This window comes from Variovorax sp. 10L421 (assembly GCF_056395365.1).
In genome coordinates, this window is record NZ_JBFTJJ010000017.1 from 19437 (window position 1) to 44902 (window position 25466).

Genomic DNA, 25466 nt, shown 5'->3' on the forward strand with positions numbered 1-25466 from the left:
GGGGATCATCCGGTGCATGCGGCACCCGGCCGCGCAAGGAATACGCATGACAGCACCGCAGCAAGCATCCGCACTGGCCCTGGCCGCCGCGCTGCTGCTCGTCGCCGGCTGCGGCGAGACCGCCAAGCTGGCCCCGGAGCTCACGACCGGCCCTCGCCCGCAACTGGCCCAGCCGAACAAGACCCTGATTCCCACCGTCAACGTCGCGACCGCCGTCGGCTGGACCGACACCGCCTCGCCCATCCCCGCCGAAGGCCTGCAGGTGACGGCGCTGGCACGCGGCCTCGACCATCCGCGCTGGGTCTATACCCTGCCCAACGGCGACATCCTCGTGGCCGAGAGCAACAAGCCGCCCAAGCCGGGCGGCAGCAGCGACGGCGGCAGCGGCGTGGTCGCGAAGGTGCGCAACTGGGTCATGGGCAAGCTCATGGCCCGCGCCGGCGCGGGCGTGCCCAGCGCCAACCGCATCACCCTGCTGCGCGACGCCGACGGCGACGGCCTCGCCGAGGTGAAGCAGGTGTTCATGACCAACCTGATGTCGCCGTACGGCATGGCGCTGGTCGGCAACGAACTCTTCATCGCCAATGCCGACGCGTTGGTGAAGGTGCCGTATACCGAGGGCCAGACCTCCATCCGCGCCAACCCGACGCTGGTGACGCAGCTGCCCGCCGGCATCAACCACCACTGGACCAAGAACGTCATCGCCAATGCCGACGGCAGCAAGCTCTATGTGACGGTCGGCTCCAACAGCAACATCGGCGAGAACGGCCTCGCGGCTGAAGAGGGCCGTGCCGCCATCTGGGAAGTCGACACGAAGAGCGGCGAGAAGCGCCTGTTCGCGAGCGGCCTGCGCAACCCCAACGGCATGGGCTGGGACCCGGACACGAAGGCGCTGTGGACCGTGGTGAACGAGCGCGACGAGATCGGCAGCGACCTCGTGCCCGACTACCTCACCTCGGTGAAGGACGGCGCCTTCTACGGCTGGCCCTGGAGCTACTACGGCGGCATCGTCGACGCCCGCGTCACGCCGCAGAACCCCGAGATGACGGCCAAGGCCATCGCGCCCGACTACGCGCTGGGCGCGCACGTCGCGCCGCTCGGCATGGCCTTCTCGCGGCCGGGCGGCATGCCCGACCAGTTCGCCAACGGCGTCTTCATCGGCGAGCATGGCTCGTGGAACCGCAAGCCCAAGTCGGGCTACAAGGTGGTGTTCGTGCCCTTCATCGGAGGCAAGCCCAGCGGGCCGCCGGTCGATGTGCTGACCGGCTTCCTGACCGCCGACGAAAAGGCGCAGGGCCGGCCGGTGGGCGTGGCGCTCGACAAGGGCGGGGCACTGCTGGTGGCCGACGATGTCGGCAACGCCGTGTGGCGGGTGTCGAGGGCGAAGTAGCTTTCTTCAGCGCTGCGGTCGGGCGATGCGGTAGAGCCTGTGCCGGCGCAGTGCGTGTCCTTCGGGCACCAGCGGATGGTCGAAGGCGCCGGCCACGTCTTCCTTCATGCCGATGCGCTCCATCACCGCGCTCGAGCGCGTGTTGTTCCAGGCGGTGAAGGCGACGATCTCGTCCAGCCCGATCCGCTCGAAGCCGACCTGCAGCGCAGCGCGTGCGGCCTCGCTCCCAGCCGTTTTCCGCGAAGCGCGCGCGGATGCGATCGGCCAGCGCATCGCTGTCGGCGCGCGTGGGCAGCGGCAGCAGGAACTCCATCACCTGCGGGTCGCAAGCCAGCGCGAAGAAGGGCGCCAGATCGCTCTCGCGCCACTGGCGCAAGCGCAGGCGCGGAGTGTCGAACTCGATGGGGTCGGCGGTCATGCACCCATTGTGTCGCACGGTATATATGTCACGACGTGATATATTTCGGCCATTCCGGCATCTCCCCTCGCCATGGCTTCCACCCCCCGCAAGCTCGCCAAGAAAGACTTCGAGGCGCTTTCCCAGTTCCGCTACCAGATGCGCCGCTTCGAGCGCTTCTCCGAGCGCGCCGCGCAGGCCGAGGGCCTCACGCCGCAGCAATACCTGGTGCTGCTGCACATCAAGGGCGTGCCCGGCCGCGACTGGGCCTCGGTGGGCGAGATCGCCGAACGCTTGCAGCTGCAGCCGCACGGCGCGGTTGCGCTCGTCACGCGCTGCGAAGCGCTCGGACTGGTGCAGCGCCGGCCCAGCGAAACGGACCGCCGGCAGGTCGAGGTGCACCTGCTCGCCGAGGGCGAGAAGCTGCTGCTGCGGCTGGCCGAGCTCCACCGCGCGGAACTGCGCTCGCTCAAGGGCGTGTTCGACGTGCCGCAAATCGATCTTCCGGAAATTCCATGAGCTCCAAAGCCAACTCCCATCCGCCGCGCGGCGACTTCGCGCTCAACACGCGCCTCATGCGCATCACCGTCATGGCGGCCGTCATCGGCGCCGTCAGCACCGTGGCCGCGCGCGTGCTGCTCGACCTGATCCGCTTCTTCACCAACCTGTTCTTCTTCCAGACTTTCTCGCTGGCCGACCGTTCGCCGGCCACGCACACGCTGGGCGCCTGGGTCATCGTGGTGCCGGTGATAGGCGGTCTGATCGTCGGCCTGGTCGCGCGCTACGGTTCCGACAAGATCCGCGGCCACGGCATTCCCGAGGCCATCGAGGCGATCCTGTTTGGCAAGAGCAAGATGTCGCCGAAGGTCGCGCTGCTCAAGCCGCTGTCCTCGGGCATCGTGATCGGCAGCGGCGGCCCGTTCGGCGCCGAAGGGCCGATCATCATGACCGGGGGCGCCATCGGCTCGCTGATCGCGCAGCACTTTCATCTCACGGCGGCCGAGCGCAAGGCGCTGCTGGTGGCGGGCGCCACGGCCGGCATGACGGCCGTGTTCGGCACGCCCGTGGCGGCGGTGCTGCTGGCCGTCGAACTGCTGCTGTTCGAGCTGCGCCCGCGCAGCCTGCTGCCGGTGGCCGTGGCCTGCGCGGTGGCGGGCTTCGCGCGGCCGTTGCTGATGGACGCCGGCCCGCTGTTCCCGCTGCAGACGGCCGTGCCCGGCCCGCTCGCCATGCTGTCGTGCGTGATCGCCGGCGTGCTGTGCGGCGCGCTGTCGGCATCGTTGTCGATCTCGCTTTACAAGGTGGAAGACTGGTTCGGCAAGCTGCCGCTGCACTGGATGTGGTGGCCCGCCATCGGCGGCCTCGCGGTCGGCATCGGCGGCTGGCTGCAGCCGCGTGCGCTGGGCGTGGGCTACGACGTGATCGGGGACCTGCTGCACAACCACCTCGCGCTCGGCGTGGTGATCGCGCTGCTGGCGGTGAAGGCCGTCATCTGGGTCATCTCGCTGGGCTCGGGCACCTCGGGTGGCGTGCTGGCGCCGCTGCTGATGATGGGCGCCGGCCTGGGCGTGGTGCTCTCGCACATCCTGCCGGGCAACGACCCGATGCTGTGGCCGCTGGTCTGCATGGCGGCCACGCTGGGCGGCGTGATGCGTGCGCCGCTCACCGCCACCATCTTCGCCTTCGGGCTCACGCACGACAGCAATGCGCTGCTGCCGCTGCTGACCACCTCTGCCGTGGCCTACGGCTTCACGGTGCTCACGATGCGCCGCTCGATCCTCACCGAGAAAATCGCGCGCCGCGGCTATCACATTTACCGCGAGTACGGCATCGATCCGCTGGAGCGGCATTCGGTCGAGGAGGTGATGACGCGCGAGGTGCGCAGCATCGACGCGGCCATGCCGGTGGCGCAGGCTCTGTTCAGCTACTTCGGCGAAGGGCAGGCGCACCGTGCGTTCCCCGTGCTGCGCAACGGCGCGGTGATCGGCGTGGCCGACCGCGCGATGCTGGCCGCGCGCGGTACGTGCGACCCGATCGCGACCGTGGGCGATGCCTGCGCCGACGCGCCGCTGTACTTCGCGCTGCCTGGCGAGAACTGCCGCGCCGTCGCGACCCGGCTCGCGCGCCACCGGCTCGAACGGCTGCCGGTGGTGAAGGACGCGCAATCGCTCGCGCTGGCCGGCATCGTGGCGCGCAGCGACCTCATCAAGCCTTCGCTCGCGCACTTCGACGAGGAAGAAAAGCGCGAGCGCATGCGCGGGCTGCCGTGGCAGTCCACGTAGCTCAGAACCCGGCCAGCACGACTTTCCCTTGCGCCTTGCCGCTCTCGATGAGCGCATGCGCCTTCTTCAGGTTCGCCGCATTGATGGTGCCGAAGCTCGCATTGGCGGTGGTGCGGACGCGGCCCGCGTCGACCAGCGCCGCAACCTCCGCCAGCAGCGCGCCTTGCTCGGCGACGTCCGGCGTCTCGAAGCGCGAGCGCGCGAACATCATTTCCCAGTGCAGCGAGATGCACTTGGTCTTCAGCGGCATCGCATCGAGCATCTTCATGTCGTCGATCACCGCGATCTGGCCCTGGGGCTTGAGGCTCTCGATGATCTGCGCGTAGTGCTGCTCGGTCTGCGTGAGGCTGGCGACCATGTCGACTTCGCCGATGCCGGCCGCCTTGAGCTCGGCCGCGAGCGGCTTCGAGTGGTCGATGACGGTGTGCGCGCCGAGCGCCAGGCACCATTCGCGCGTTTCGGCGCGCGAGGCGGTGGCGACGACGCGCAGCTTCGTGAGCTGGCGCGCGAGCTGGATCAGGATCGAGCCCACGCCGCCCGCGCCGCCGGTGATCAGCAGCGTCTGGCCTCCGCCGCCGCCCTTGGGCACCCGCAGGCGGTCGAACAGCAGTTCATACGCGGTGATGGTGGTCAGCGGCAGCGCGGCGGCCTGCGAGTCGTCGAGGGTCTTCGGCGCGATCGCCGCGATGCGCTCGTCCACCGCATGCAGTTCGGCGTTGGCACCCGGGCGGACGATCGAGCCCGCGTAGTAGACGCGGTCGCCCACCTTGAAGTTCTTCACGCCGCTGCCGATGGCCTCGACCGTGCCCACGGCATCCCAGCCCAGCACCTTGGCCTGGCCGGCCTCGGGTGCGGCGTTCTTGCGGACCTTGGTGTCCACGGGGTTGACCGACACCGCCTTCACGCGCACCAGCAGGTCCCGCGGGCCGGCCACGGGGGCGGGCAACTCGATGTCCTGCAGCGATTCGGGGTTGTCGATGGGAAGGGGCTGGTAGTAGCCGACGGCTTTCATGGGGAGGAACCTTTCAGTGACGATGCCTGAACTGTAGGATTGCAAGGAAGGTTTGATAAGGCGGCTTGAATCAGCAACACTTTCAAATGAAGATTGAAAATCTCTCCGACCTGCAGGTACTGGTGCAGACAGCGCGCGGCGGCACGCTCACGGCGGCGGCGCATGCGCTGGGCATCACGCCCGCGGCCGCCAGCGCCACGCTCAAGCGGCTGGAGGCACAGCTCGGCGCGCGCCTGTTCGAGCGCTCCACGCGCGCCATGCGCCTCACGCCGCAGGGCCAGACGCTGCTCGACTACGCGGTGCGCGCCTTCGAGCTGCTGGACGAGGGCGAGTCGCTCGTCACGGCCGACCGCGGCGATCTGGTCGGCACCTTGCGGGTGGCTTCGCCCTCGGACCTCACGCGCAGCACGCTGCTGCCGTGGTTCGACGAATTCCTGGCGCTGCATCCCGGCGTGCAGCTCTCGCTGTCGGTCGGCGACCGTCCGCTGGACGTGATGCGCGACGAGGTCGATGTGGCGTTGCGCTACGGTGCGCTGGCCGATTCGCGCCTGGTGGCGCGGCCCTTCGCGCTGACCAACCCGGTGCTCACGGCGTCACCGGGCTACCTGCGCCGCCATCCCGCGCCGAAGGTGCCGCAAGACCTGGTGCACCACAACTGCCTGATCTTCAACCGCTCGGGGCGCCGCCACCGCGTCTGGCGCTTCGCGCAGAACGGCCAGTGGACCGAAGTGCGCGTGAACGGCAACCGCAGCGTGGACGACGCCTCGCTCGCGCGCGAATGGACGGTGGCGGGCTACGGCGTGTCGCTCAAGTCCGCGCTCGACGTGCGCAACGACATCCGCGAAGGCCGCCTCGTGCGCCTGCTGCCCGACTGGGAGACGGAGCCCTACCCGCTGCATGCGCTGCTGCCGAGCGGGCGCTTCGTGCCCGCGCGCGTGCGGGCGTTCGTCGATTTCCTGGCGCTGAAGTTCGAGGCGTTGCAGGCTGTTGCCTGAGTAAAGAGGCTGCTCCGGATCGGCTCCCTCTCCCTCCTGGAGAGGGTTGGGGTGAGGGCGGCGGCGCTTGAAACCGCGCCTTCAGATCATCGGCGTCACCGCGCCGTCCATCGCCACGATGGCGCCCGTCACGTAGCTCGCCTTCGGTGACGCGAGGAAGACCACCGTGCTGGCGATTTCCTCGGGCGTCGCGATGCGCCCCAGCGGCAGGCGTGCCTTGGCGCGCGCAAGCGCCTCGTCGGTGCCGATGCCCTGCAGCTTCGCGTCGGCCTTCATGCCTTCCTGCAGCCGTTCGGTCAGCGTGAGCCCCGGGTTCACAGCGTTCACGCGCACGCCCTTGGCGGCATAGGCCGCGGCCATGCCGGCACTCACCAGCATCAGCGCTGCATTGGCCGCGCCGCCGGCCATGTGCACCGGGCTCGCGACCTTGCCGCCCTGTCCGATCACGTTGACGATGGCGCCGCGGCCGCGCTGGCCCATGCGCTTCACCACAGGGTCGATCATGTGGATGTAGGTGAAGTATTTCGCGTCCATCGCGTCGTGCCACGACGCGGCCGTCAGTTCGTCGGGCGGGGTGCGGCGCGCGGCGCCGGCCGAGTTGACGAGCACGTCGACCGCACCGAACACCTGCTCGGCCGCGTCGAGCGCGGCCACGGCGCCGGCCGGGTCCTTGAGGTCGGCCGCATGCACCGAGATCCGGCCTTCGGCCTGCGCGAAGGCATCCACCAGCATCCTGCGGCCCTGTTCCAGATTGGCGAGATCGCGCGACACGAGGCTCACGCGTGCGCCTTCGCGCAGGAAGCCCAGCGCGCACGCCAGGCCGATGCCCTTGCTGCCGCCGGTGACGAGAACGTGCTGGTCCTGGAGCTGGAGATCCATGAAAGAGTCCTTGATGGAGAGTGGAGTGTGGCGGTGATTGAAGCACCGCCGCGAAACCCCTGCACGGATGCGGCCGTATGCCGCCGTGCCCCGTCCGGCGTCAGTGCCCCGCGGCCGCGCGCTGCAGCGGCTCGGGCTCCAGCGCTCCCGGCGCGGTGTCCGTGGCGTCGCGCAGGTGGCCGTTGTTGTCGTGGTGCACCAGCAGCTGCCGCGCGCGCTGCCAGGCCGACAGCCGCGCCGGCGGCACCTCGATGTAGGAGGCCAGCGCGAACAGCGACGACTGTTCCTGGTCCGGCGGCGTCTCGCGCGTCTGCTGGCGGCGGCGCAGCGGCGCCATCACCAGCATCGAGACCAGGATCACGCCGATCGCGATGGCATAGAAACCGAGCAGCTGCATCACCTCGGGCTGCGAGCGCGCGCCGAGCACATAGGGCCATGCGTACCAGATCGCGCAGAGCCAGACGCCGAGGGTGACCGCCGGGCGCAGCACGCGCAGCCACAGATACATGGCCAGCGTGCGCAGTGGCGAGCGGCCCGTGCCGAAGGCGCGCAGCGGGATTCGTGCAGCGTCGATGATCGGCTCGTCCACCGCGGGCTGTCCCCAGGAGCGCTGGCGGCTCGGCGGCGGCTTGTCGTCGTGCGTCTCGTGCAGGCGGCTTTGGGCATGGGTCTCAGGGCGCATCGGAAACTCCTCGGTCGGGGCTCGTCCACACCGCGCGCTTGCCGCGGCGGCGTATCAGAGCATTGGGAAGGGCGATGACGGTGGTCGCCATCGTGATGATCCAGAAGGCGATCGGGTACCAGATCGTTCCGGCGAAATAGCGCATCAGGTCGCGGTCGTAGCGGCGGTCGATCCACAGGCTCAGCAGCATCTGCAGGATGCAGGTCATGGCCAGCAGCGTGCCTTGCCAGTGCGGCAGCAGCGCCGAATGCCAGGACGAGTTCGCCGGCAGCAGCGGCCGCACGAGGCCGATCACCAGCACCGCTGCCATGCAATAGGCCCACACCACGCTGGTCATGTACTCCAGGTAGATCGGCCACATCCGCCAGTGGCGCGGCCGCAGGATGCGCGAGGTGTAGCGCAGCATGGTCTGGATGCCGCCGACGGCCCAGCGCAGGCGCTGTTTCCAGAGGCCGCGCAAGGTCTCGGGCATCAGGATCCAGCACAGCGCGCGCGGCTGGAAGCGCAGCTTCCAGCCGCCGAGCTGGAGCTTCCAGCTCATGTCGATGTCCTCGGTGAGTACGTCGGGGCTCCAGAAGCCGACCTCGATCACGGCGCGGCGCCGGAACATGGCGAGCACGCCCGAGACGGTGAAGAGTGTGCCCACCAGCTGCTGCGAGCGCTTGATGAGCCCGATGATCGAAGAGAACTCGCCCACCTGCATGCGTCCGAGCAGCGTGGTGCGCGTACGGATGCGCGGATTGCCGGTGACCGCGCCGATGCGTTCGGAGCGCAGCATCGGCCGCAGCATCCATGCGATGGCGTCGACGTCCACCAGCGCATCGCCGTCGATGCCCAGGATGTATTCGCCGCGCGCGAGCTGGCAGGCGGTGTTGAGCCCGACCGCCTTGCCCTGGTTGCTGGCGTTGTGGATCACGCGCAGGCGGCTGTATTCCTGCGTCATCTGGTCGAGCAGCTCGCCGGTGCCGTCGGTGCTGCCGTCGTTCACGGCGATGACCTCGTAGTGCGGGTAGCGCGTGCGCATCAGCTGCTCGATCACCTCGCGCAGGTGCGGCGCTTCGTTGAAGCAGGGCACCACCACTGTGACCAGCGGGTGCGAGGGCAGCGAGTCGAGCGGATTGGCGTCGGCGTCGCGCCTGCGCTCGAACACCCATGCATGCGAGAGGCCGCCCGCCATCCACACGTAGGCCATGAAGAAGGGGTAGTAGAAGACGAAGCCGAACAGCAGCGTGGGCAACGAGTGCGCGAGGATCTGGACGGTGGTCATGGCGCGGGCTGTGCAGGGGTCGTCGCGGCGGCCGGGGCACGCAGCGCGCGCGGCAGCAGCGTGCGCACCGAGATCGCGCGGCGCACGGTTTCCAGCGAGGGTTGGTCGTTCAGGAAGTCGTCGGGGTAGTAGCCCAGGTGGCGCACGCCGGCGCGCTGCAGCAGCGTCCATTGGCGGGTGAGCTCGGCGTCGGGCACGGGCTTGCCGGTGTGCCAGTCGCGCGCCTGCAGTTCGAACACGGTGCCGTCGAGGCCGCGCGGCGTGCCGGCCGCGCGTTGCGCGAGCCGCGAGAGCCAGGCATCGCTGTCGGCGTCGGTTCGGGCCTCGCGCTCCATGCGCGGCATCGCCATGAGCCCGACGTAGTCGTAGGCCGCGAGCGAGGCCTCGTAGTTCTGCGCGAACCATTGCTCGGCCTGGGGGTCGAGAACCGGCCGTGCATAAAGGTTGCGCGCGGTTTCCAGCGCGGGCCGCCAGGCGCCCACGCGCGCGGCCAGTTCGTGCGTGAAGTCGATCAGGTAGCGCGTCTTGGCGGCGGTCCAGCGCGCCGTCAGTTCCGGCTTCGCGCGGATCGCGGCCACGTCGGCCGGCAGGCCCCAGCGGGCGTAGGTGGCGAGGGCGGCGGGGCTCGCATCCTCGTCGTCGGACAGCGTCGCGTCGTCGTGGAACAGCAGGCCGCCGAAGAAGGCGTGGCGGCCGAGGTCTTCGTAGATGTCGCCGACCAGCGCGCGCACCGCGGGGTCGAAAGGCGTGAGCCGGTGGTAGCGGCCGGCCGGCATCGCGCCGCCCTGCGCCATCACCGTGTGGGTGGCGAGCGGATTCGAGGCCGGCAGGCGGAAGGCCGTCACCGGCATCCATGCATAGACCTTCACGCCGGCGCGGCTGCGCAGCTGCCAGGCCGCGCGGCTGAACAGGTCGGCGCGCATCGGCAGGTGCCGGTTGGGAAAGTACAGCGCGTCGGCCACGCCGTCGCCGTCGGGGTCGGCGTAGGCCTGCAGGAACACCGAGCGCGGGCGCACGGCGGCCACGCGGTCGATCAGCTTCGAGAGGTTGCGCTCCTGCTGGGCCGGGTCGGGGTCGTACACGTAGTCGAGGTCCACGTGCATCACGCGGTTGACGGGCCAGACCTCGCCGCCTGCGGGGCTGCGCAGCAGCCGGGCGTATTCGGGCGCCTCGTTGTCGTACTCCGCAAGCGCGCGGCGGACGCGCGCGAGCGGAACCGTCGGCGTGTTCGAGCCGTCGTCCAGCGTGAGGGTGATGGGCATGCCCGCGCGCTCGGAGGCTTTGAGCGCTGCCGCGTTGTAGGCGCCATAGGGCCACACCATCGAGCGCACCTTCGCGCCGGTGCGCTTTTCGATGAGTTCGCGGCTGCGGCGCAGGTCGGACTCGATGCGCTGCGTGTAGGCGGCATCGTCCTCGTAGCGCCCGGTCTTGGGGTCGTAGCGGTGCGTGGCAGCGGCCGGCAGCATGTTGCCCTGCGGGTTGGCGAGGATGCCGGTGTGCATGGCGTCGCTGTGGCTCGCGAATTCGACGAGGCCCGAGCGGGCCATCTCGGCGGCCTCGCTCCACAGCAGGAAGTTCTCGCGCGGCGCGGGCTTGTCGCCCCAGTGCACCGGTTGACCCTCGGGCACCTCGAGCCAGCTCGTCACCAGCGCGAACAGCGCCGGGTAGTTGTAGCGCTTGAGCAGCGGGAACACCTTGGTGTAGGCGCTGCGATAGCCGTCGTCGAAGGTCAGCAGCACGGGCTTGGGCGGCAGCGGCTTGCCGCCGGCGCGCGCATCGACGATCTGCTGCAGGCTCACCGGGTGGTGGCCGTTGTACTGCAGCCAGGCCAAGGTCTCGGCGAAGGTGCGCTCGTCCACCGCGGTCGCCTCGGGCGAGGTTTCGAAGCTCGCGCGCACGTTGGCGCGCACGTCGTGGAAGGCGATCACGCGAAAGCTCACGCCGTCGTCGGGGTCGGCGCTCGGCAGGGGCTGCGCAAGGGCCGGCAGCGAAAGCGCCAGCAGCAGCCACGCAAGGACCGCGCGCAGGAAGGTGAAAGGGTTGTTCGTCGTTCGCATCACTGCAGGGGCATCGAGAGGTTCAGGAAAACGCCGCGCTGTAGTTCGCGCACGCCGTCGTAGGGGTGGCTGGCAATGCGCAGGCCGTAGCGCAGCGCGAGCTTGGAACCGAGGTTCCAGCGGTGCTCGTAGCGCAGGCTCCACGTCGGGCCGCTGCCGAAGCCCGCCTGCCGATAGGTGCCCCCGCCGAGTTCGACGACGTGGAAGAACTGTCGGTCGTCGCGCTTCCAGCCAAGCCACTGCGCGCGTGCCGAGAGCTGCGCGCTGCCGTCGCTCGACGGGTTGAAGTAGGGCGCGGTGTCGATGTCGCGGCCGCGGCTCGCGTCGGCGCCGAGCGTCGTTTCGAGCTGGAACGCCGGCGTGCTCACCCAGCGTTCGCGCCAGCCGAGGCCGAGACCGCTGCGCAGGTTGCCGTCGCTGAAGTCGAGCTGCTGCCACTTCAGGTCGAAGCGGCGCGATTCGTTCACCACGTAGCCCACGCTCGCGCCGGCCTCGTGCGCGCCGATGCCGGCCGCGCGCGCTTTCCACGGCAGCTCCCTGCTGTCGCCGTCGTAGGTGGCCGACAGCCGCCAGGCGTCGCTTGCGCGGTAGTCGAGCCGGCCAGCCGCGCTGTTGCGGTAGGGGCCGCCGTTCGCATGCTGCAGCACGCCTTCGGCCAGCCAGCGGCCGCGCTGCCAGCCCAGGCCGAGGCCGCCGCGCGCCCAGTTCGCGCTGCCGAGGTCGGTGGTTCCGCGGCCCAGCGACTGGTCGTAGAACACGCGCCACTGGTCGTCGATGAGGCCCGAGGCGAGCCGGCTGTCGATGCGCCATTCGCGGTTGGCGATTGCCGCGCCGCCGGAGGAGGCTCCGGCGTCCACGTCGAGCCGTGGGCCGACCTGGGTGAGCCGCCTGCGTTCCATGCCGCGCACCTGCTTCGAGTCGGGCAGGTCGGCGGCGAGCGATTCCGCGCGGCGGCGGGCTTCGCCGAATTCACCGGCATCGAGCAGCGCCTCGACGTGGCCGGTGCGCGCGCCGACGTCGTAGGGTGCGTCGGTCGCCAGCGCCTCGAAGCGTGCGAGCGCGGCTTCGGGGTGCTCGCGCAGCCGCTCGGTGAAGGCGGCGCCAGAGGCGTAGCCGGCGTTGAACGGCGCTTCGCGCGCCAGGGCCGCGAAGCTTTGCTGCGCGAGCGCCGGCCGGTCGGTGTAGAGCTGCATCAGCCCGCGCATGCCGCTCACCTCGGTGTACTCGCCGTTGGGGCGGCCGGCTTCCGGCGCGAGGTGCAGCAGGGCCGGCGTGGCGGCTTCGAGCCGCTGCAGCAGTGCCTCGGCATCGCTGAAGCGGCCGACGTCTTGATAGGCGTAGACCAGCCCCAGGTGGATGTCGTTGGGCATGGGCAGGTCGGCGCCGCCGCGGGCGATGGCCGTTTCGTAGATCGGCACGGCCTCGGCCGAGCGGCGCTCCTGTGCGAGCGCGCGCGCCGCGGCGCCGAGCCCGTAGGGCGGCAGTTCCGTGCCTGTGGCGCGCACTGTGTCGTAGAGCGCGACGGCGTCGGCCGGGCGGCCGCGTTCGACCAGCGCGAGCAGGCGATCGGACAGCAGCCGCGCGCGCACGGTGCGCCATGCGCCGGCGTCTTCGGGCGCGGCTTTCGAGGCCGCGGCATCGGCCCGTGCCAAGGCGGCTTCCTGGTCGCCGAGCACGCGATCGAGTGCAGTGACGCGCTCCGCGCCAATGCGCTGGTCGCGCGCCTGGATCGCCCATCGCAGCCGCTGCGCCAGCGCCTCCTGCTGCAGGGTGGAAAGCGCCAGCGGCGAAAAGCTGCCCGGCGCGGCGCGCTCCGCTGCCTCGGCGTTGTCGAAGGCGCTCGATGCGGCGCCGCTGCTCGCGAGCAGGAAGTCGGCCTCGCGCCGGATGTCGCCGCGCCCGGGCCGCAGTGCGCCGGCCTCGGTATAGGCGGCGAGCGCCTGCAGCGGATCTTTTTCGGCGCGCGCCAGGGCGGCGCGCAGCTCCAGCAGCGCGACGCGGTCTTCGACCTGCGTGGGCGCCGGCTGCGACAGCGCGCGGTACAGCGCCTGCGCGCCCGCGACGTCGCCGCTGTCGAGGCGCCAGTAGGCCTCGTGGATGCGCGCCTCGCGCGCCCCGGGCTGATGCGCGCGCCAGAGGCCGATGGCTTCGCCCTGCAGGGCAAGGTCATGCGTGCGCCGCGCGGCCAGTGCGAGCGGGCCCAGGGCGTAGTCGCTCAGTTTCGACGGCTTGGCCTGGCGGCCCAGCGCGGCGGCTTCGGCAAAACGGCCGTCGGCGGAGGCGATCGCGATCGCATCGGAGGCCACTCGCTGGCGGGCTGCGCCGTCGATCGGCGCGGCGAGCCAGTCCTTCAATTGCTGCAGCGCCTGGGCCGCGGTGATGCGGCCTTCGCGGCGCGCGACGATCAGCGCATCGTGCCGCTGGGCGTCGTAGGCTGATGCACTCCGGTCGACCGCGGGTGCCGCGGTGACCGACGGTCCTGCGAATGCCCCGGACGCGCCGAAGGCCAGCATGCAGACGAGGGACGGAAATTCTCGTGCCGCCTGCGCGAGATGGCGAGGCAACGATCGGGCGGACGCCGATTTGCGTCCGTCCGTGACCGTGCCTCCAGTTTTTTTCTGGATGAACACTCTGCTCCCTTGGAACCACAGCTTTCACGACTAGAGATGCCGCCGCGAAAGCCGAACCACCGATATGTGACAGGTCGGCGGTTCTAGAAAATCAAATCAAGAATCACTCTAGACAGAACTGTTAACTAACGCAAACCAAAGTGCCACGAACTGGTTGTATGTGTGAATAGCTTGGCGTTTTTGGCGTCCGCGTCGACCGCCTTGTCCGGACCGAAGCTTTCGAGGCCGGCTCGCCACCAGCCTAAGATTGCGTGATGAATGCTCCTTCGGCCCCTCCGTTGCCCCGTTTCTGGTCCCAGCTCACCACGCGCGATTTCGCGTCGCTCGATGCGGCGACCACCGTCGCGGTGCTGCCGCTGGGCGCGACCGAGCAGCACGGCCCGCACCTGCCGCTGGGCGTGGACACCGTGCTGGCCGACGGCATCGTCGCCGCCTCGCTGCCCCTGCTGCCGGCCGAACTGCCGGTGCTGTTCCTGCCGACCCAGCAGATCGGCCTGAGCCCCGAGCACGCGCGCTTCGCGGGCACGCTCACGCTGTCGGCCGAAACGCTGATCCGCATGTGGAAGGAAATCGGCGCCGGCGTGGCGCGCGCCGGGGTGAAGAAGCTGGTGCTGTTCAACGCCCACGGCGGCCACGTGGGCCCGATGGACATCGTGGCGCGCGAGCTGCGCGCCGAGCATGGGCTCATCGTCTACAGCGTGAGCTGGTTCAACCTGCCGCTGGGCGATGCGGGCGCGCAGTTCAGCGCGCAGGAGCACCGATTCGGCGTGCACGCGGGCGAGATCGAGACCTCGATGATGCTGGCGCTGTCGCCGCAGCTGGTTCGCATGGGCAAGGCACAGGATTTCGACTCCACCTCGCGCCAGCGCGCGGCCGACTACGCGATCCTGGGCAACGGCAAGAGCGCCAAGCTGGGCTGGGCCATCGAGGACTACAACCCGCACGGCGCCGCCGGCAACGCGGCCGCCGCCACGGCGGCGCATGGGCAGGCGGTGGTGGACGAGGCAGCCCGGCAGCTGGCGCTGCTGCTGGAAGAGGTGTCGAGGCTGCCGCTGGACACGGCCAATACGGGGCTGCTGCCGTAGCCTGCCTTTTCCGCCGTGAGTTATTCAGGCTGCGCCGCAGCCAGGGATGGCTCGCCCATTGCAAATTCTCCTCGGGGCGGGGGCGACCAGATGGCCAATTGCCGACACAAATATCGGCGACCGACGGCACGACGATCGATCGAATGAAGGATTGACGCCGGGCCTCAGCAAAGCGTTGTGAATTGCAGCTTGAACCGGCAATAGACCGCGCGAGATATCCCCTCCGAAGATGTTCACATTCGAAATTGCTTTTCACCTCTATCGGCGCAAGCATGGCATTGTCAAGGCACTGGCGGACTATGCCGATCTGCAAGATGCGCCCATGCGGCACGCGCTCAAGCCCACCTCGTCAGAGCCGGTGATCTTGTGGCCGCCCGAGCCCACGGTCTTCGACTTCAACGAACACTTCCTGGAGCTGAGCAATCTGCGCAGCGGCGAAGCGCCGCGTTGGATAGCCTTGGTGATGCGGGCGTTGTTCGCACCGTTTTGCTTGATCATGGGCGTGGGTGCGCTGTGGTTCTTGTGGAATATCGTGTTCGTCGGCGATTCGCGGATGCCCTTTCCGCCGACTTCCTTCGCGGAACTTGGACTGCTCCTTGGCGTGCTGGCGCTGGCAATATTCAGTGTGCCTATGACGGTCATGCTGTGGCGCGAGTTCGCAGGCCAGATATTCACCGCGCGCTGTGCGCGCTACCGCTTCAATCGGACTACTGGCAAGGTCTATGTGCTTCGGCCCGATCGATGGGGCGGCAATGCGATGCTCGACTGGTCGCGTGCACAAGCGCACGTTCATTGGGCGCCGCCTATCGAATCGGCGCAAAACCGACACCATGCTGCGTCGGTCGACGAAACGACTCAGGAACTCCACAAGCAGCTGAATGCATCGCGGCACTTTGGCTGGGAAGTGGATGGCAGCCTGGCCTACTTTGGACTGCTGGATCTGATCATGGGGCTTGGCGTACCACGCTATGACCTGTCCGATGAAGCGCGAAGGAAAAGACGCAGTGCAAGCAGCAATGGTTGCCTGCTGCTGTATTGGCCACCGCTGAATACCGCGGATCCGCAACGCCGTGGGGAGGACCTGATCTGGGTTGGGCCGAGCAATAGCGGCGAGCGCTTTTGGCGCTACCTGCAGACTTTCATGCAGCGGGGCATGGACGCCGTGCCCGCTCCCGAAGTCCCGAATGCATGGATATGCAAGGGCCGCGATCCGGATCGGGTACTCAACTGGCTGGCGGAGTGCCTGTGCTATTGGCCGGTTTTTCCCTCGGAGTGGAAAAGCGACTCGGGCCAGGCACGACGCGAAAGCGGCATCGGGCCCGAGCAACCGCTGAGGTGGAGGGCCAAGTTGCCCTAGCTTCCGATTTCGTCGATCAGCGAGCAAAGTCGATGCAGCTTTTCGATGATCGAAACTGTGGTCGCGATCCTCTTGCAGCGCCGGAAGCTGGCGTTCCAGGCATCCACGAAGTGGCCGATGCGTTGCACGGTTGCTTGAAACCGGCGAACGAGTCACGCCGGTGTTCTTGTCTCTGATCAGCGAGGCGCAGCGCTCGATCTGGTGGGACCGGGAGCGTGTCTGTGAGGCCGGTCTGCGGTCATGCCTATGTCCATCGATGGCTCTTCAGGGCTCGTTTGCCGACGATGCAGCGGATGCCCGGCACAGTTCATTTCGTCGAACGATCAGCGCCGTTGCGAAGCACGAACTCATCGTGCAGGCGATGGGGACAACTCCCGTGGGCCCACCGCAATGGTTCCTCAGGGCCGATGCCGCTCTCGCGGCGGCGCTGGCCGCAGTCGCTGCCCCATTCTTCCGGGAAGGTGGGCCAGTAGCACAGCCGCTCGGCCAGGCTGTGCAGCGGTGCCCAGATGAAGTTCACCGCATAGCTGGTGAAAGTCGCACCTGAGGTGCCTCTGCCCAGGATGTCGTCGCGCCTGTGCGCGCCGTGCATGACAGTCTCTTCCAGATGCTCGCCAGGGCCGCTGAAACCCTTGCGCAGCCAGTCGTCCTCTCCGGGAGGAGGCACGGCATCCATGCCTTCTTCCATGAAGGTGCGGATGTACTGCCACAGGGATGCATCGCTGCCGCTGGGGCCTACCCACAGAACGTCCTCTCCCTTGCGCTCGGGATCGCTGGGGTCCAGCGGGGGCCAGTACAGCAGCAGGTTGCTGTCCAGGCCTGCCGAGCGCAGGCGTTCTTCGCGTGCGGTTTCGCTGGCGGCCAGCTCCTCGGCTGTCCACGACTTGGGCGGCGCCCAGCGCACATGCGCCTGCACGCGGTCCCAGTCGAGCACCACGTTGCCGCCGTACTTCTTTGGGCGCAGCGCGTAGACCTTGCGGGTGGTTCGATTGAAGCGGTAGCGGGCGCGCAGACTGGTCAGGAAGGTTGGCGCGAGCATGTAGGGCCAGATCATGAAATAGATCAGGAGAAAAACCAGAACACCCATCAGCAACAAGATGCCCATCGCGATGTACCAATCCTGCGGGTACGGTCTTTGGTCCGTAAGCAAGAGACCTATGCCATAGGTCGGAAACAAGGCAACAAGTCCAAATAGCGTTAGAAGCAAAAGCCCAAGTGAGCGCTTTTCTTCTCCCGCATTGCTCAGCTCGATGAAGTGCTCATTGAAGTCGAACAGGACACGCATTCCATGGAGCGAGGGTCGTGCATATTCCTGCTGTTGGAGTTTCTCCTTGCGGGCGGGCTTGGGTTCGTTCCCGACGCGAGGTCGCACGCCTTCATGAATACCGTACAAGCGCGTGTGTTGGTTGACGTCCGCGTAATACGCCAAGGCTTCCGGCGTACCCCCGCTGCGGCACTCCCGCCGGAAGCTGTTCTCCGAGATAAACATTGTCTGGTTCAATCCATGTCGGCGATCGCATTGGCCAACTGACCGAGCATGAACTGCTCGCTGCGATGCGGAAACTTTTTGCTGTCGATTTTGCGGAACGGCTGGGCCTGCAGCCAGTCGATCCACTCCTTTTCCTTGAGCTTGTCGATCGCATAGCTCGCGGCGAGCGTGATCGTCCCCGTCACGAGATTGATGCGCGTGCACCAGCGCACGATCTTCGTAACGTCGTAAAAATAAGCTCCAACAAGCGTTGATCCAATGGTTGCGGTTCCCATTGCTGCACGACCAAAGTAGGCAGCCATCAGCACGCGGTCTTTTTCTCTGAAGGCCGTAACGCCATCAATCGCATCCCAAACCACCCCCACGACAGCCGCAGAAGCAACCCAGTGCGCAGCACCGATCTTCAAGATGCGCAGATCCTCTCCAGCCGCCTTCACCAGATCGCCCCGCGCAGCCAGCGGCGCATCGGCCTTGATCGCCTCGAAGATGTTCTTCTCGTAGTAGTCGGAGCGCAGGCCCTTCCAGGTGCCCATGGCGCTGGCCACGGCGCCCGCACTCTGGCTGCCCGCCCTCGGGTCGTCGCCGCGCTCGCTTGCGCGTCCGAAGGTCGGAATCAGGCTCATGATTTCCAGCGCGCCCAGCGCGCCGGGAATGCGCATGTTCTTCACCGCGTTGTCTTCGCCCACCAGCGTCAAGGCCCGGTCGACCCGTACCTGCATCTTCTCGCCCTTGTGGTCGTAGTGGCGCGTCCACGCCCGGCTGTCGGGCTGCGGATTGCGCTTGTTGCTGTAGGCCGCCTGCCGGCCCTGGTCTTCCAGCTTGCGGGCCAGCGCCCGCTGCTCATTGCGCACGAACTCCACGGCCTTGTCGCCCAGGCCGTGCGACAGCAGGACGATCTGCGCCTTCGCGAAGCTCAGTTCCATCGCCGAGGCGCTCAGCTTCTGCGCTGCCTGCACCACCGCCACAGCCCAGACCGCGTGCACATTCTTTCGGGCCGTCTCGGCGATCTTCTGCAGCGACTTGATCTTCTGCATCGTGTTCAGCCCCGGGTCGCCCAGCTTGTAGACCTCCTTGATCAAGGTCTGGCTGCCCTTGAGCGTCTTGGGGATCTTGCTCAATGCCGTAGCCATCGCGGCCCAGGCGCGCTGCTGGCGCGCGCTTTCCTCGGCCGTTTGCGGGTCGTGCACTTCGGTGGCCGGCGGCAGGGTGTCGCGCAGGGTGTCCATCACGCGCCGCAGCTCTTGCGAGATTTCCTCGTTGTTCAGGCTCGCCATGCGCCACACGAGGTTCCTCGGTTCGTCTTTGAACAGTTGCAGCTCGGCATACCAGCGCCGCCCCCTCGGGCTGCTGTCCATCGTCTCCAGGATGGCGCACAACTGGCCCGCGCAGCGCGCCCCGTCGCCGGTGTCGATGCCGTCGGGCTTGCGGTTGTAGCGCCCCAGCGTCTTCACCAGGAAGGCATCGGCCTGCAGCCAAGCGATCAGGTCTTCGCTGATCTTGTCCATGCGCTTGTCGCGCTCCTTGACCTGCGCCAGGTGCGCCTTGTCGAAGGCCTCGAGCCGGGCCGGGTCGAAGTGGGCGAGCGTTTTCTGCAGCGCGGCCTTGGATTCGGCATCGCTGATGAGACGGCGGTCCGACTCGCGCGCCGCGATCTCTTCCTGCAGGGCCGTGCGTCGTTGCGCCTCCAGGTCCTTGACGGGGACTTCGGCCGGGCTGCCATCCTTTTGTTCGACCATCACGGTGCCCACCGGGTAGGCGTGGCGCTGTCCCATCACCTCGTGCACGTTCTTCAGGCGCTCGGTCTCCGAGTCGTACAGCTGCATCGCCTTCTTGTAGATGGCCGAGCGCACGGTCTTGATACTCTCGCTGGCCGCGTGCTTCCAGGCGTTGGTCACCAGGGCGTTGCCTGGGTCGGTGTTGTCGGTTTCCTTGAGCCACGCCACATAAGCGGTGGCGGCCGTCAGATGGTGCAGGCTGAGTTCTTGCGCGATGCCGATGGCGTCCTCGCAGGCGACGACCGCGCCCTTGTGCTCGGTCAGGAACTCGACCATTTTCCGCAGGCGTGCACCGTGCACGTCCTTGTACGGCGCACCGGTGATGCGCGCAATGTAGGGGCCGTGTGCCAGACCACCGGCCGCCCCTGTGTCGGTAACCACCACGCCGTCGGCGCCGCGGGCTTCGTGGCGCACGGCTTCGAAGTGCCGTCCGACGCGCGCTTCTTCGTAGTTTCCCCACTCGCGCTCGGCACCATGGATCCCCATAAGTCCGTAGTGCTGTTCGCAGCCCACCGTCTGCGCGGCGGGGTTTTTCAGCGCGGAGAATTCCATGACCTGGCTGTTGAGCTGGCCGGGCTGGCAACTGTCTTGCTGGCTCGTGTTGCCACCCGCCCAACCCGCCACATCGAAGCTTTGCATGTAGATGTTGCGTTTCGGCTCGATCTGCTCGAACAGGTGCTTCGGCACGATCGGGTCCGGGTGGAACATGTAGTTCAGTTCGGTGACGTCCTTGGCATCGCGTATCCACACCATGCTGGCGTTGGCGCCGCGCACCTCGATCTCGCAGGCGGGATTGGATTTGGCGGCTTCCGGAAATCCGATGTCGAACTGGGCGAGATAGCCGTGTGGGTGCACGATGTAGGCGAGCCACTCGGGATTGGCCTGGCCCGCATACTGCAGCCGCACGTACAGGTAGCCCGGGCGCAGCATGCGGACGCCGTACAGCGCTGTCTGCATGGAAACGCCGCCGGGCCTGCGCTGGAAATGCCCCGTGGGCTGCAGTTGCCCGAGCGCAGTCATCCCCTGGTCCTGCGCGCTGAAGGCGGCGGCATAACGGGTAAACAGGATGGGCAGGCCCTTGCGATCGCAGTTTCTGCAGGGAGTTTTGCAAGCCATGGGTTTCAGTTGTTTCGTGAGGGCTGCGCGCGGGCCGAAGCTGCTTGCCGGGCCTGGTGCAGCGCACCGGCAAAGCTGGGTGCTTCGGGAGGCGATGCCGTCGCGACGGTCGCAAGACCGGGGGCCGGATGCATCAGGGCAAGCGTGTGCCTCAGCACGGCGGCTTCCTGCGGCGCCGACCAGTCGCGCGGACTGGCCTTGCCGGCGTGGAGGTCGGTGCGCCACGACGCGTCGATGAAATCGGCGATATCGCTCTCCCGGCTCAACCCCATCCCGGCGCCATGGCCCAGCAGGTGAGCCATGGTCATGCCATCGGGCTGTCTGCCTACGGGCACTTGCCGCGACGCCATGCGAAACCATGCCCTGTTGCCCGCGGATGCACTGTGGGCGGCATGCCACTGGGCCAGGTGCAGAAGGTGGCGCATGGCCTCGCGGGATGGCAGCCGCCCGGGCGCCTGCAGCGATGCTCGCGCCAAGGCGAAACGACTGGCGATGAACCACTCGGGCTGATGTCCTGATGCGTCCTCGGTGCCGTCGGTTTCATCGCCCTGGCCGAAGGCTTCGGCGCTCGCCCACGGTCCCCAAGGTTGCTCCAGGGACCACCATTCGGTGACCGGCCCAAGCCACGAAGATCGCTGCGCGTCGTCGAGCACAGGCCACACGCGCTGCATGACGCGGGCATCCTGATAGCGAAACAGCTTGTCGTGGCCATCTATTGGCGAAGTCTGAAACCCCAGGCAGTTCCAATGCATCGCGATGGTCGCGGGTGTCGCGGGGCTGAAAACGACGCCGCACAGCGTCTGTTCGGCCAGGCGCCGCCGCGCCTGCTGCCAGGCCGAAGCAAGCGCGACTGCGAGGGTGCGAAGCACTGCCCGGGTCTGGTCGCAAGGTGCGTCCGAGGTCCAGTCCGCGGGGAGCGGCACCAGGGTAGGCGCGGCTTCGGGTCGGTCCTTGTAGATCTCGTCGGGCACGTCGGCTCGTTCGTCAGCCAGCGTGGGATGGTGCTCCTGCAGGTGGGCAGCCAGCGGGTTGGCCTCCCAGCGTTCGAGCACCAGGCAGGCGTGCAATGAAGCCGGCATGAGGCCGCCGAGCATCGGACGTGCGGCTGTGGATGCGAAAGCTGTCTGCGCCTTGATGAAGCCGCTTTGCAGGCGGCGCAGCAAAGCCCATGTGTCAAGCGAAGGCGAGGTCGAGGGCGTGCGCCTGGGGTCGCGAGGATCAGTGGCGCTCATGGCTTTCTTCGCATCAGCGCGAGGCGGATGCGCCGCCTGCGGCATCGCTGTTCTGCAATTCGCATCGGGCTTCATAGCCCTTCGGCGGCGGCATGTTCTTGGGCCCCACGAGGTTGTGCGAGGCCGCATGTTCGCGCCACAGGCCCTGGGTGCAGTGCTCGATGCCCGAGGCGTTCCAGCGGCTGAAGCTGCCGCCGCCGTTGACGACCACCTCTTCGCGCGCGGCAATGATGATCCTCTCGCCTTCGAGCCTGATGCCGAGCCTGGCGATGATGTTGACACTGCTCTTCAGAGCCCGGATGTCGATGTCCTCGTTCGCGGCGCACAGCCGCATGCCTGCCTTGTGGGCGAACAGGCGCACTGCGTCCTTGGCACTGGTCAGGAAGCTCTTGCCGGAGCTGATGCTCGTGTGCCCGCCACTGGTGAAGGCGGTGTGCTCGGTGCTCATCAGATGGGTGGAGCCCGCGGCGGCGCTCTGGATGCCGGCGGGGCTGGCCAGCGTGAGATGGGGCTCTTCAAATTCGGGGAAGACGCCTTGCGCCGGGTTGCCGCCGTGGCCCTTGAGAGCATCGTTCTGCTCCTTCAGGGTTTTCGTGACCGCATCCTGATCGCCGGCCTCGTGGGCCTGGGCCTCCATCGCCGCCTGGCTGAGCCCTTCGTGCATATCCCGGCCTTGCGTGAGGCGCGCGAGCGTCTCGGGCATATCGGTAGTGTGACCGTGCGCGTCGGGGCGCGCCTCGGTGGTCAGCAACATTCCCCTGGCGGCGCGCAAGGCGCCACGGCCATCGGTGCGCAACTCGAAGCCCTGGCCCCGGTCGTCCTTGCGCCCGGCGGTGTCCTCGATGCGGCCTATATGCCCGAGACCGAGGCTGCTGCTTGAGTGGTCGCTCTTGAGCTGCGCCTGGATTTTTTGCGGCCCGTCGTCCAGTGCGAGATGGTTGCTGCGGCCACCACTGCCGCTGCCGAGTTCGCGGCTGCGAATGCCCGAGAGGTGCTTCTGGTCCGGTAGCTGCCACGCCGGCATTTCATCGGCATTGTGGGCGCGGCCCACGACGATCGGGTGGTCCGGATCGCCGTTCAGAAAATTGACGATCACTTCCTGCCCGATGCGAGGCAGCGCGACGTCGCCGAAACTGGCGCCCGCCCAGGATGAGGACACGCGAAGCCAGCAAGAGGAATGCTCGTTCTTGTGGTCCAGCCGATCCCAGTGGAAATGCACTTTGATGCGGCCAAGCTGATCGACCCAGATKTCTTCGCCGGCCGGGCCGACCACAAGGGCTGTCTGCGGACCGTTGGTGCGCGGCTTGGGTGTGGTGCGCGCCGGTCGCCACGCGTGGCTCACCGGCTGCGCCTTGAAGGCGAAGCACTGGATGGAGCCTTCGCCGCCGTCGCCTTCACTGGCTTGAAGGTTCTCCTGCAACTCATAGGCAACGCTGACCAGAAGGTAGCGCAGGTTCTGGTCGGCCCTCGGATGCCTGGAGAGTTCAAAGATGTAGCCCGGCGCAAGATTGCGCCGATTGGAAGAGCCGCGTGCCTGAATGCGCTCGCTCTGTTGCTCTTCGGTGCGGATGTGCGCATAGGCTTCACCGTCGGCCAATTGCGTGTAGCCGCCTGGCCACTCGTACCGCTCGAAGTGGTCGTGATCGTGACCGGCAGGCATGCGTCGACGACTGGAGATATCCGCGCCGGGTCTGCCGGGGTCGTAGTCATCGGTGTAGTAGAGACCCGAGCGCACCTCTTCGGACATCGTCCATTCGTAGATGCGTTCACCGGCCTCGAGGCCACCGGTCATGCCGGCGAACGGGTCGACGTGGTAGCGGATCGCCTCGCCGCCAGGCAACGGCCCATGCGAAGTGGCGATGTCGTCTGCAAAGACCAGCACGTGCTGCCCGGCTTCATGACGAAACCAGTAGTACATCCCTTCGTGCTCAGCCAGTCGCGAGACGAACGCGAAATCGGTCTCGCCTCCATACTGGCAGCAATAAGTCCATCGACGGTACTCGCGGCTGAGTTTCTGTTCCATCGGATAACCGTAGGGCCCGAGAACGGCTGCGATGATTTCCGGGACGGTGAGATCCTGGAAGATGCGGTAGTCCGAACGCCGTGTGGCCAGCCACAGCCACGGGCGCAGGCGCATCTTGTAAAGGGAGCGACGGTCGTCCTCGTGCGACAGGCCGAACTGGGTGACGATTCCGCCGAGATGACGGACACGGCCGCTCTCGGTCTGGATCGCCACGGTGGTGTGCTTGCCGAGCAGCGCCTTCGGGTCGACGGCATTGCTGGCTGCCAGCAGATCGACCTCGAAGAGGTAGGGCCTGCTCAATTCCTCGGTGCCAACCAGCCGGTGGAACTGGAGTGCTTCGACCAGCGGCGTCCGGACGGTGACGCGGCGCGATGTCATGGCGCGCACCTGCGCAATAGTGCCCTCTGCTGCGAATGGATCACATGAACTCCCTGCTGTTCTTGTTCGGAAGGTGACAACTGCCGCAACGTTTTGTGCCATCACCGTGGCCGGTCGCGTCCAGTGGCGGCGATTCTGCGGGAATTCACTGGCGCGATGTTGGAATTAGGTCATGTTGTGCGATGGTTTTTCTGTGTGTGAGCGGTCGTTGTACGGTGTTGGTTTTAAGAGTCGCATCCAGAGAGCGGCTGTTGGTGCTTTCGTCCGGCATGGCACCGGGGACCCGATGCACACGCATGTGGTCCACGCCGACTCCAGCCGGGTCGATGTCCGGATTGAACGGCCTTCTGGCGTTGGCCGTTCCCGGCGTGCAGGCACGCGGTGGCGGTGCCGATGAGACATCGCCAACACCGGCCCGCTGCCCAGGCCCTGCTGACTCCGGATTACGAAGCGCTGTGCCCCAGCACCGCGGCAAACATGCCGGTATCGACATTGCCCCCGCTCAGGCACACGCCCACCGTCTTGCCGCGCCAGCGTTCCTGCTGCTGAAGCGCGCCCGCCAGCGCCGCGGCGCCCGCGCCCTCGGCCACGTTGTGCGTGTCGCTGAACAGGATGCGCATGGCCTCGGCGATCTCGTCGTCGGTGACGGTGATGACGTCGTCGGCTTCGCGCAGGATCACCTCGACCGACTCGGGCACCGGCACGCGGCAGGCCATGCCGTCGGCCAGCCGCGTGGTGACGGGCGACTCGACCGGCTTGCCGGCGCGGAAGGAGTCGCGGTAGGCCGTGGCGTGCGCCGACACCACGCCGATGAGCTTCGTCGACGCGCCGCAATGCGCACGCGCCGCCGCTGCCGCGGCAAAGCCGGAGCCCAGGCCGATGGGCACGAACAGCACGTCTGGCGGCGTGGCCGACAGGGCGTCGAAGAACTCCACATACGCGGTCGACACGCCGCGCACCAGTTCGCGATGGAACGATGGCACGCGGTGCAGGCCGTCGCGCTCGGCCAGCGCGGCCGCGTGCTCGGCAGCCGCCTGGAAGTCGTCGCCATGCTCCACCAGCGTGACGCCGAGCGCGCGCATCGCGGCGTTCTTCTCGGTCGAATTGCCGTGCGGTACCACGATGGTCGCGCCCAGCCCATGGCGCCGCGCCGCGAAGCCGACCGACTGACCGTGGTTGCCGCGCGTGGCGCTGATGGCGTGGCGCACGCCCGGCTGCTCGCGCGCCAGGGTCTCGAAGTAGGTCAGCCCGCCGCGGATCTTGAAAGCGCCGGCCGGCGTGTGGTTCTCGTGCTTGGCCCACACGTTGGCGCCCAGGCGCTGCGACAGAAGCGGCCAGGCGTACTGCGGCGTGGGCGGCATGGCCGCATGCACGGTGCGCTGCGCGGCTTCGATTTCTTCGCGGGTGAACCTCATCGGGT

At 67.7% G+C, this 25466-nt stretch carries 17 protein-coding genes and 1 pseudogene; 6 read left to right on the plus strand and 12 right to left on the minus strand.

From position 1 onward, the window contains the following. The first annotated feature begins 46 nt into the window (after positions 1-46). Positions 47-1390, plus strand: coding sequence for a PQQ-dependent sugar dehydrogenase (locus AC1DFC_RS20640; protein WP_007838899.1), 1344 nt, complete (start codon positions 47-49; stop codon positions 1388-1390). 6 nt (positions 1391-1396) lie between these two features. Here AC1DFC_RS20640 and AC1DFC_RS20645 read toward each other — a convergent pair. After that, positions 1397-1808: pseudogene (locus AC1DFC_RS20645) on the minus strand (GNAT family N-acetyltransferase). 72 nt (positions 1809-1880) lie between these two features. On the opposite strand from AC1DFC_RS20645, the gene AC1DFC_RS20650 reads away from it, so the two are divergent. Further along, on the plus strand, positions 1881-2306 hold the full coding sequence (locus AC1DFC_RS20650) for a MarR family winged helix-turn-helix transcriptional regulator (protein ID WP_007838903.1): 426 nt from the start codon (positions 1881-1883) through the stop codon (positions 2304-2306). Then, entirely contained in the window at positions 2303-4069 is a 1767-nt protein-coding gene (locus AC1DFC_RS20655; protein ID WP_007838905.1) for a chloride channel protein, read from the plus strand. Before AC1DFC_RS20650 ends, AC1DFC_RS20655 begins: the two co-directional genes overlap by 4 nt. A gap of 1 nt (position 4070) precedes the next feature. Here AC1DFC_RS20655 and AC1DFC_RS20660 read toward each other — a convergent pair whose 3' ends face one another. Continuing rightward, positions 4071-5081 (minus strand): zinc-binding alcohol dehydrogenase family protein, encoded by a 1011-nt coding sequence (locus AC1DFC_RS20660; RefSeq protein WP_413332769.1) that lies wholly within the window; start codon positions 5079-5081, stop codon positions 4071-4073. Positions 5082-5167: 86 nt separating this feature from the next. Here AC1DFC_RS20660 and AC1DFC_RS20665 point away from each other — a divergent pair, with 86 nt between their 5' ends. Then, entirely contained in the window at positions 5168-6076 is a 909-nt protein-coding gene (locus AC1DFC_RS20665) for a LysR family transcriptional regulator (protein ID WP_007838909.1), read from the plus strand. Positions 6077-6157: 81 nt separating this feature from the next. Here AC1DFC_RS20665 and AC1DFC_RS20670 read toward each other — a convergent pair whose 3' ends face one another. From AC1DFC_RS20670 to pgaA, 5 genes are all read right to left on the minus strand, one after another. Further along, a complete protein-coding gene (locus AC1DFC_RS20670; protein ID WP_478179893.1) occupies positions 6158-6955 on the minus strand; it encodes an SDR family oxidoreductase in 798 nt (265 codons plus the stop codon). A 100-nt stretch (positions 6956-7055) separates the two neighbouring features. Then, a complete protein-coding gene (gene pgaD / locus AC1DFC_RS20675; protein WP_007838911.1) occupies positions 7056-7637 on the minus strand; it encodes a poly-beta-1,6-N-acetyl-D-glucosamine biosynthesis protein PgaD in 582 nt (193 codons plus the stop codon). Then, positions 7627-8904 (minus strand): poly-beta-1,6-N-acetyl-D-glucosamine synthase, encoded by a 1278-nt coding sequence (gene pgaC / locus AC1DFC_RS20680; protein WP_007838912.1) that lies wholly within the window; start codon positions 8902-8904, stop codon positions 7627-7629. The genes pgaD and pgaC overlap by 11 nt, the downstream gene beginning before the upstream one ends. Continuing rightward, on the minus strand, positions 8901-10961 hold the full coding sequence (gene pgaB / locus AC1DFC_RS20685) for a poly-beta-1,6-N-acetyl-D-glucosamine N-deacetylase PgaB (protein WP_007838913.1): 2061 nt from the start codon (positions 10959-10961) through the stop codon (positions 8901-8903). The genes pgaC and pgaB overlap by 4 nt, the downstream gene beginning before the upstream one ends. Beyond that, positions 10961-13474, minus strand: a complete 2514-nt coding sequence (pgaA, locus tag AC1DFC_RS20690) for a poly-beta-1,6 N-acetyl-D-glucosamine export porin PgaA (RefSeq protein ID WP_478179894.1) — start codon at positions 13472-13474, stop codon at positions 10961-10963. Before pgaA ends, pgaB begins: the two co-directional genes overlap by 1 nt. Before the next feature lie 371 nt (positions 13475-13845). Here pgaA and AC1DFC_RS20695 point away from each other — a divergent pair, with 371 nt between their 5' ends. Together AC1DFC_RS20695 and AC1DFC_RS20700 are read left to right on the plus strand one after the other, a co-directional pair. Continuing rightward, complete coding sequence (locus tag AC1DFC_RS20695) at positions 13846-14676, plus strand: creatininase family protein (protein ID WP_007838915.1); 831 nt, start codon at positions 13846-13848, stop codon at positions 14674-14676. Positions 14677-14905: 229 nt separating this feature from the next. Then, positions 14906-16033: a hypothetical protein gene (locus tag AC1DFC_RS20700; protein WP_007838917.1), complete on the plus strand. Its 1128-nt coding sequence runs from the start codon at positions 14906-14908 to the stop codon at positions 16031-16033. A 307-nt stretch (positions 16034-16340) separates the two neighbouring features. Here AC1DFC_RS20700 and AC1DFC_RS20705 read toward each other — a convergent pair whose 3' ends face one another. From AC1DFC_RS20705 to AC1DFC_RS20725, 5 genes are all read right to left on the minus strand, one after another. Continuing rightward, positions 16341-17522 (minus strand): hypothetical protein, encoded by a 1182-nt coding sequence (locus tag AC1DFC_RS20705; RefSeq protein ID WP_007838919.1) that lies wholly within the window; start codon positions 17520-17522, stop codon positions 16341-16343. An 8-nt stretch (positions 17523-17530) separates the two neighbouring features. Continuing rightward, entirely contained in the window at positions 17531-20413 is a 2883-nt protein-coding gene (locus AC1DFC_RS20710) for a T6SS effector BTH_I2691 family protein (RefSeq protein WP_007838921.1), read from the minus strand. Between the two features lie 5 nt (positions 20414-20418). Then, positions 20419-21576, minus strand: coding sequence for a DUF4123 domain-containing protein (locus AC1DFC_RS20715; protein WP_042674517.1), 1158 nt, complete (start codon positions 21574-21576; stop codon positions 20419-20421). Between the two features lie 82 nt (positions 21577-21658). Further along, positions 21659-24046, minus strand: coding sequence for a type VI secretion system Vgr family protein (locus AC1DFC_RS20720; RefSeq protein ID WP_478179895.1), 2388 nt, complete (start codon positions 24044-24046; stop codon positions 21659-21661). A gap of 443 nt (positions 24047-24489) precedes the next feature. Beyond that, positions 24490-25461: a threonine dehydratase gene (locus AC1DFC_RS20725; RefSeq protein WP_007838927.1), complete on the minus strand. Its 972-nt coding sequence runs from the start codon at positions 25459-25461 to the stop codon at positions 24490-24492. Positions 25462-25466: the final 5 nt, after the last annotated feature.

Coding starts and splice junctions, on each gene's coding strand:
- pgaA (WP_478179894.1), bottom strand. CDS start 13,474: ATGCTGGCCTTCGGCGCGTCCGGGGCATTCGCAGGACCGTCGGTCACC.
- AC1DFC_RS20725 (WP_007838927.1), bottom strand. CDS start 25,461: ATGAGGTTCACCCGCGAAGAAATCGAAGCCGCGCAGCGCACCGTGCAT.
- AC1DFC_RS20650 (WP_007838903.1), top strand. CDS start 1,881: ATGGCTTCCACCCCCCGCAAGCTCGCCAAGAAAGACTTCGAGGCGCTT.
- pgaC (WP_007838912.1), bottom strand. CDS start 8,904: ATGACCACCGTCCAGATCCTCGCGCACTCGTTGCCCACGCTGCTGTTC.
- AC1DFC_RS20700 (WP_007838917.1), top strand. CDS start 14,906: ATGTTCACATTCGAAATTGCTTTTCACCTCTATCGGCGCAAGCATGGC.
- AC1DFC_RS20640 (WP_007838899.1), top strand. CDS start 47: ATGACAGCACCGCAGCAAGCATCCGCACTGGCCCTGGCCGCCGCGCTG.
- pgaD (WP_007838911.1), bottom strand. CDS start 7,637: ATGCGCCCTGAGACCCATGCCCAAAGCCGCCTGCACGAGACGCACGAC.
- AC1DFC_RS20665 (WP_007838909.1), top strand. CDS start 5,168: ATGAAGATTGAAAATCTCTCCGACCTGCAGGTACTGGTGCAGACAGCG.
- AC1DFC_RS20660 (WP_413332769.1), bottom strand. CDS start 5,081: ATGAAAGCCGTCGGCTACTACCAGCCCCTTCCCATCGACAACCCCGAA.
- pgaB (WP_007838913.1), bottom strand. CDS start 10,961: ATGCGAACGACGAACAACCCTTTCACCTTCCTGCGCGCGGTCCTTGCG.
- AC1DFC_RS20670 (WP_478179893.1), bottom strand. CDS start 6,955: ATGGATCTCCAGCTCCAGGACCAGCACGTTCTCGTCACCGGCGGCAGC.
- AC1DFC_RS20695 (WP_007838915.1), top strand. CDS start 13,846: ATGAATGCTCCTTCGGCCCCTCCGTTGCCCCGTTTCTGGTCCCAGCTC.
- AC1DFC_RS20655 (WP_007838905.1), top strand. CDS start 2,303: ATGAGCTCCAAAGCCAACTCCCATCCGCCGCGCGGCGACTTCGCGCTC.
- AC1DFC_RS20710 (WP_007838921.1), bottom strand. CDS start 20,413: ATGGCTTGCAAAACTCCCTGCAGAAACTGCGATCGCAAGGGCCTGCCC.
- AC1DFC_RS20705 (WP_007838919.1), bottom strand. CDS start 17,522: ATGTTTATCTCGGAGAACAGCTTCCGGCGGGAGTGCCGCAGCGGGGGT.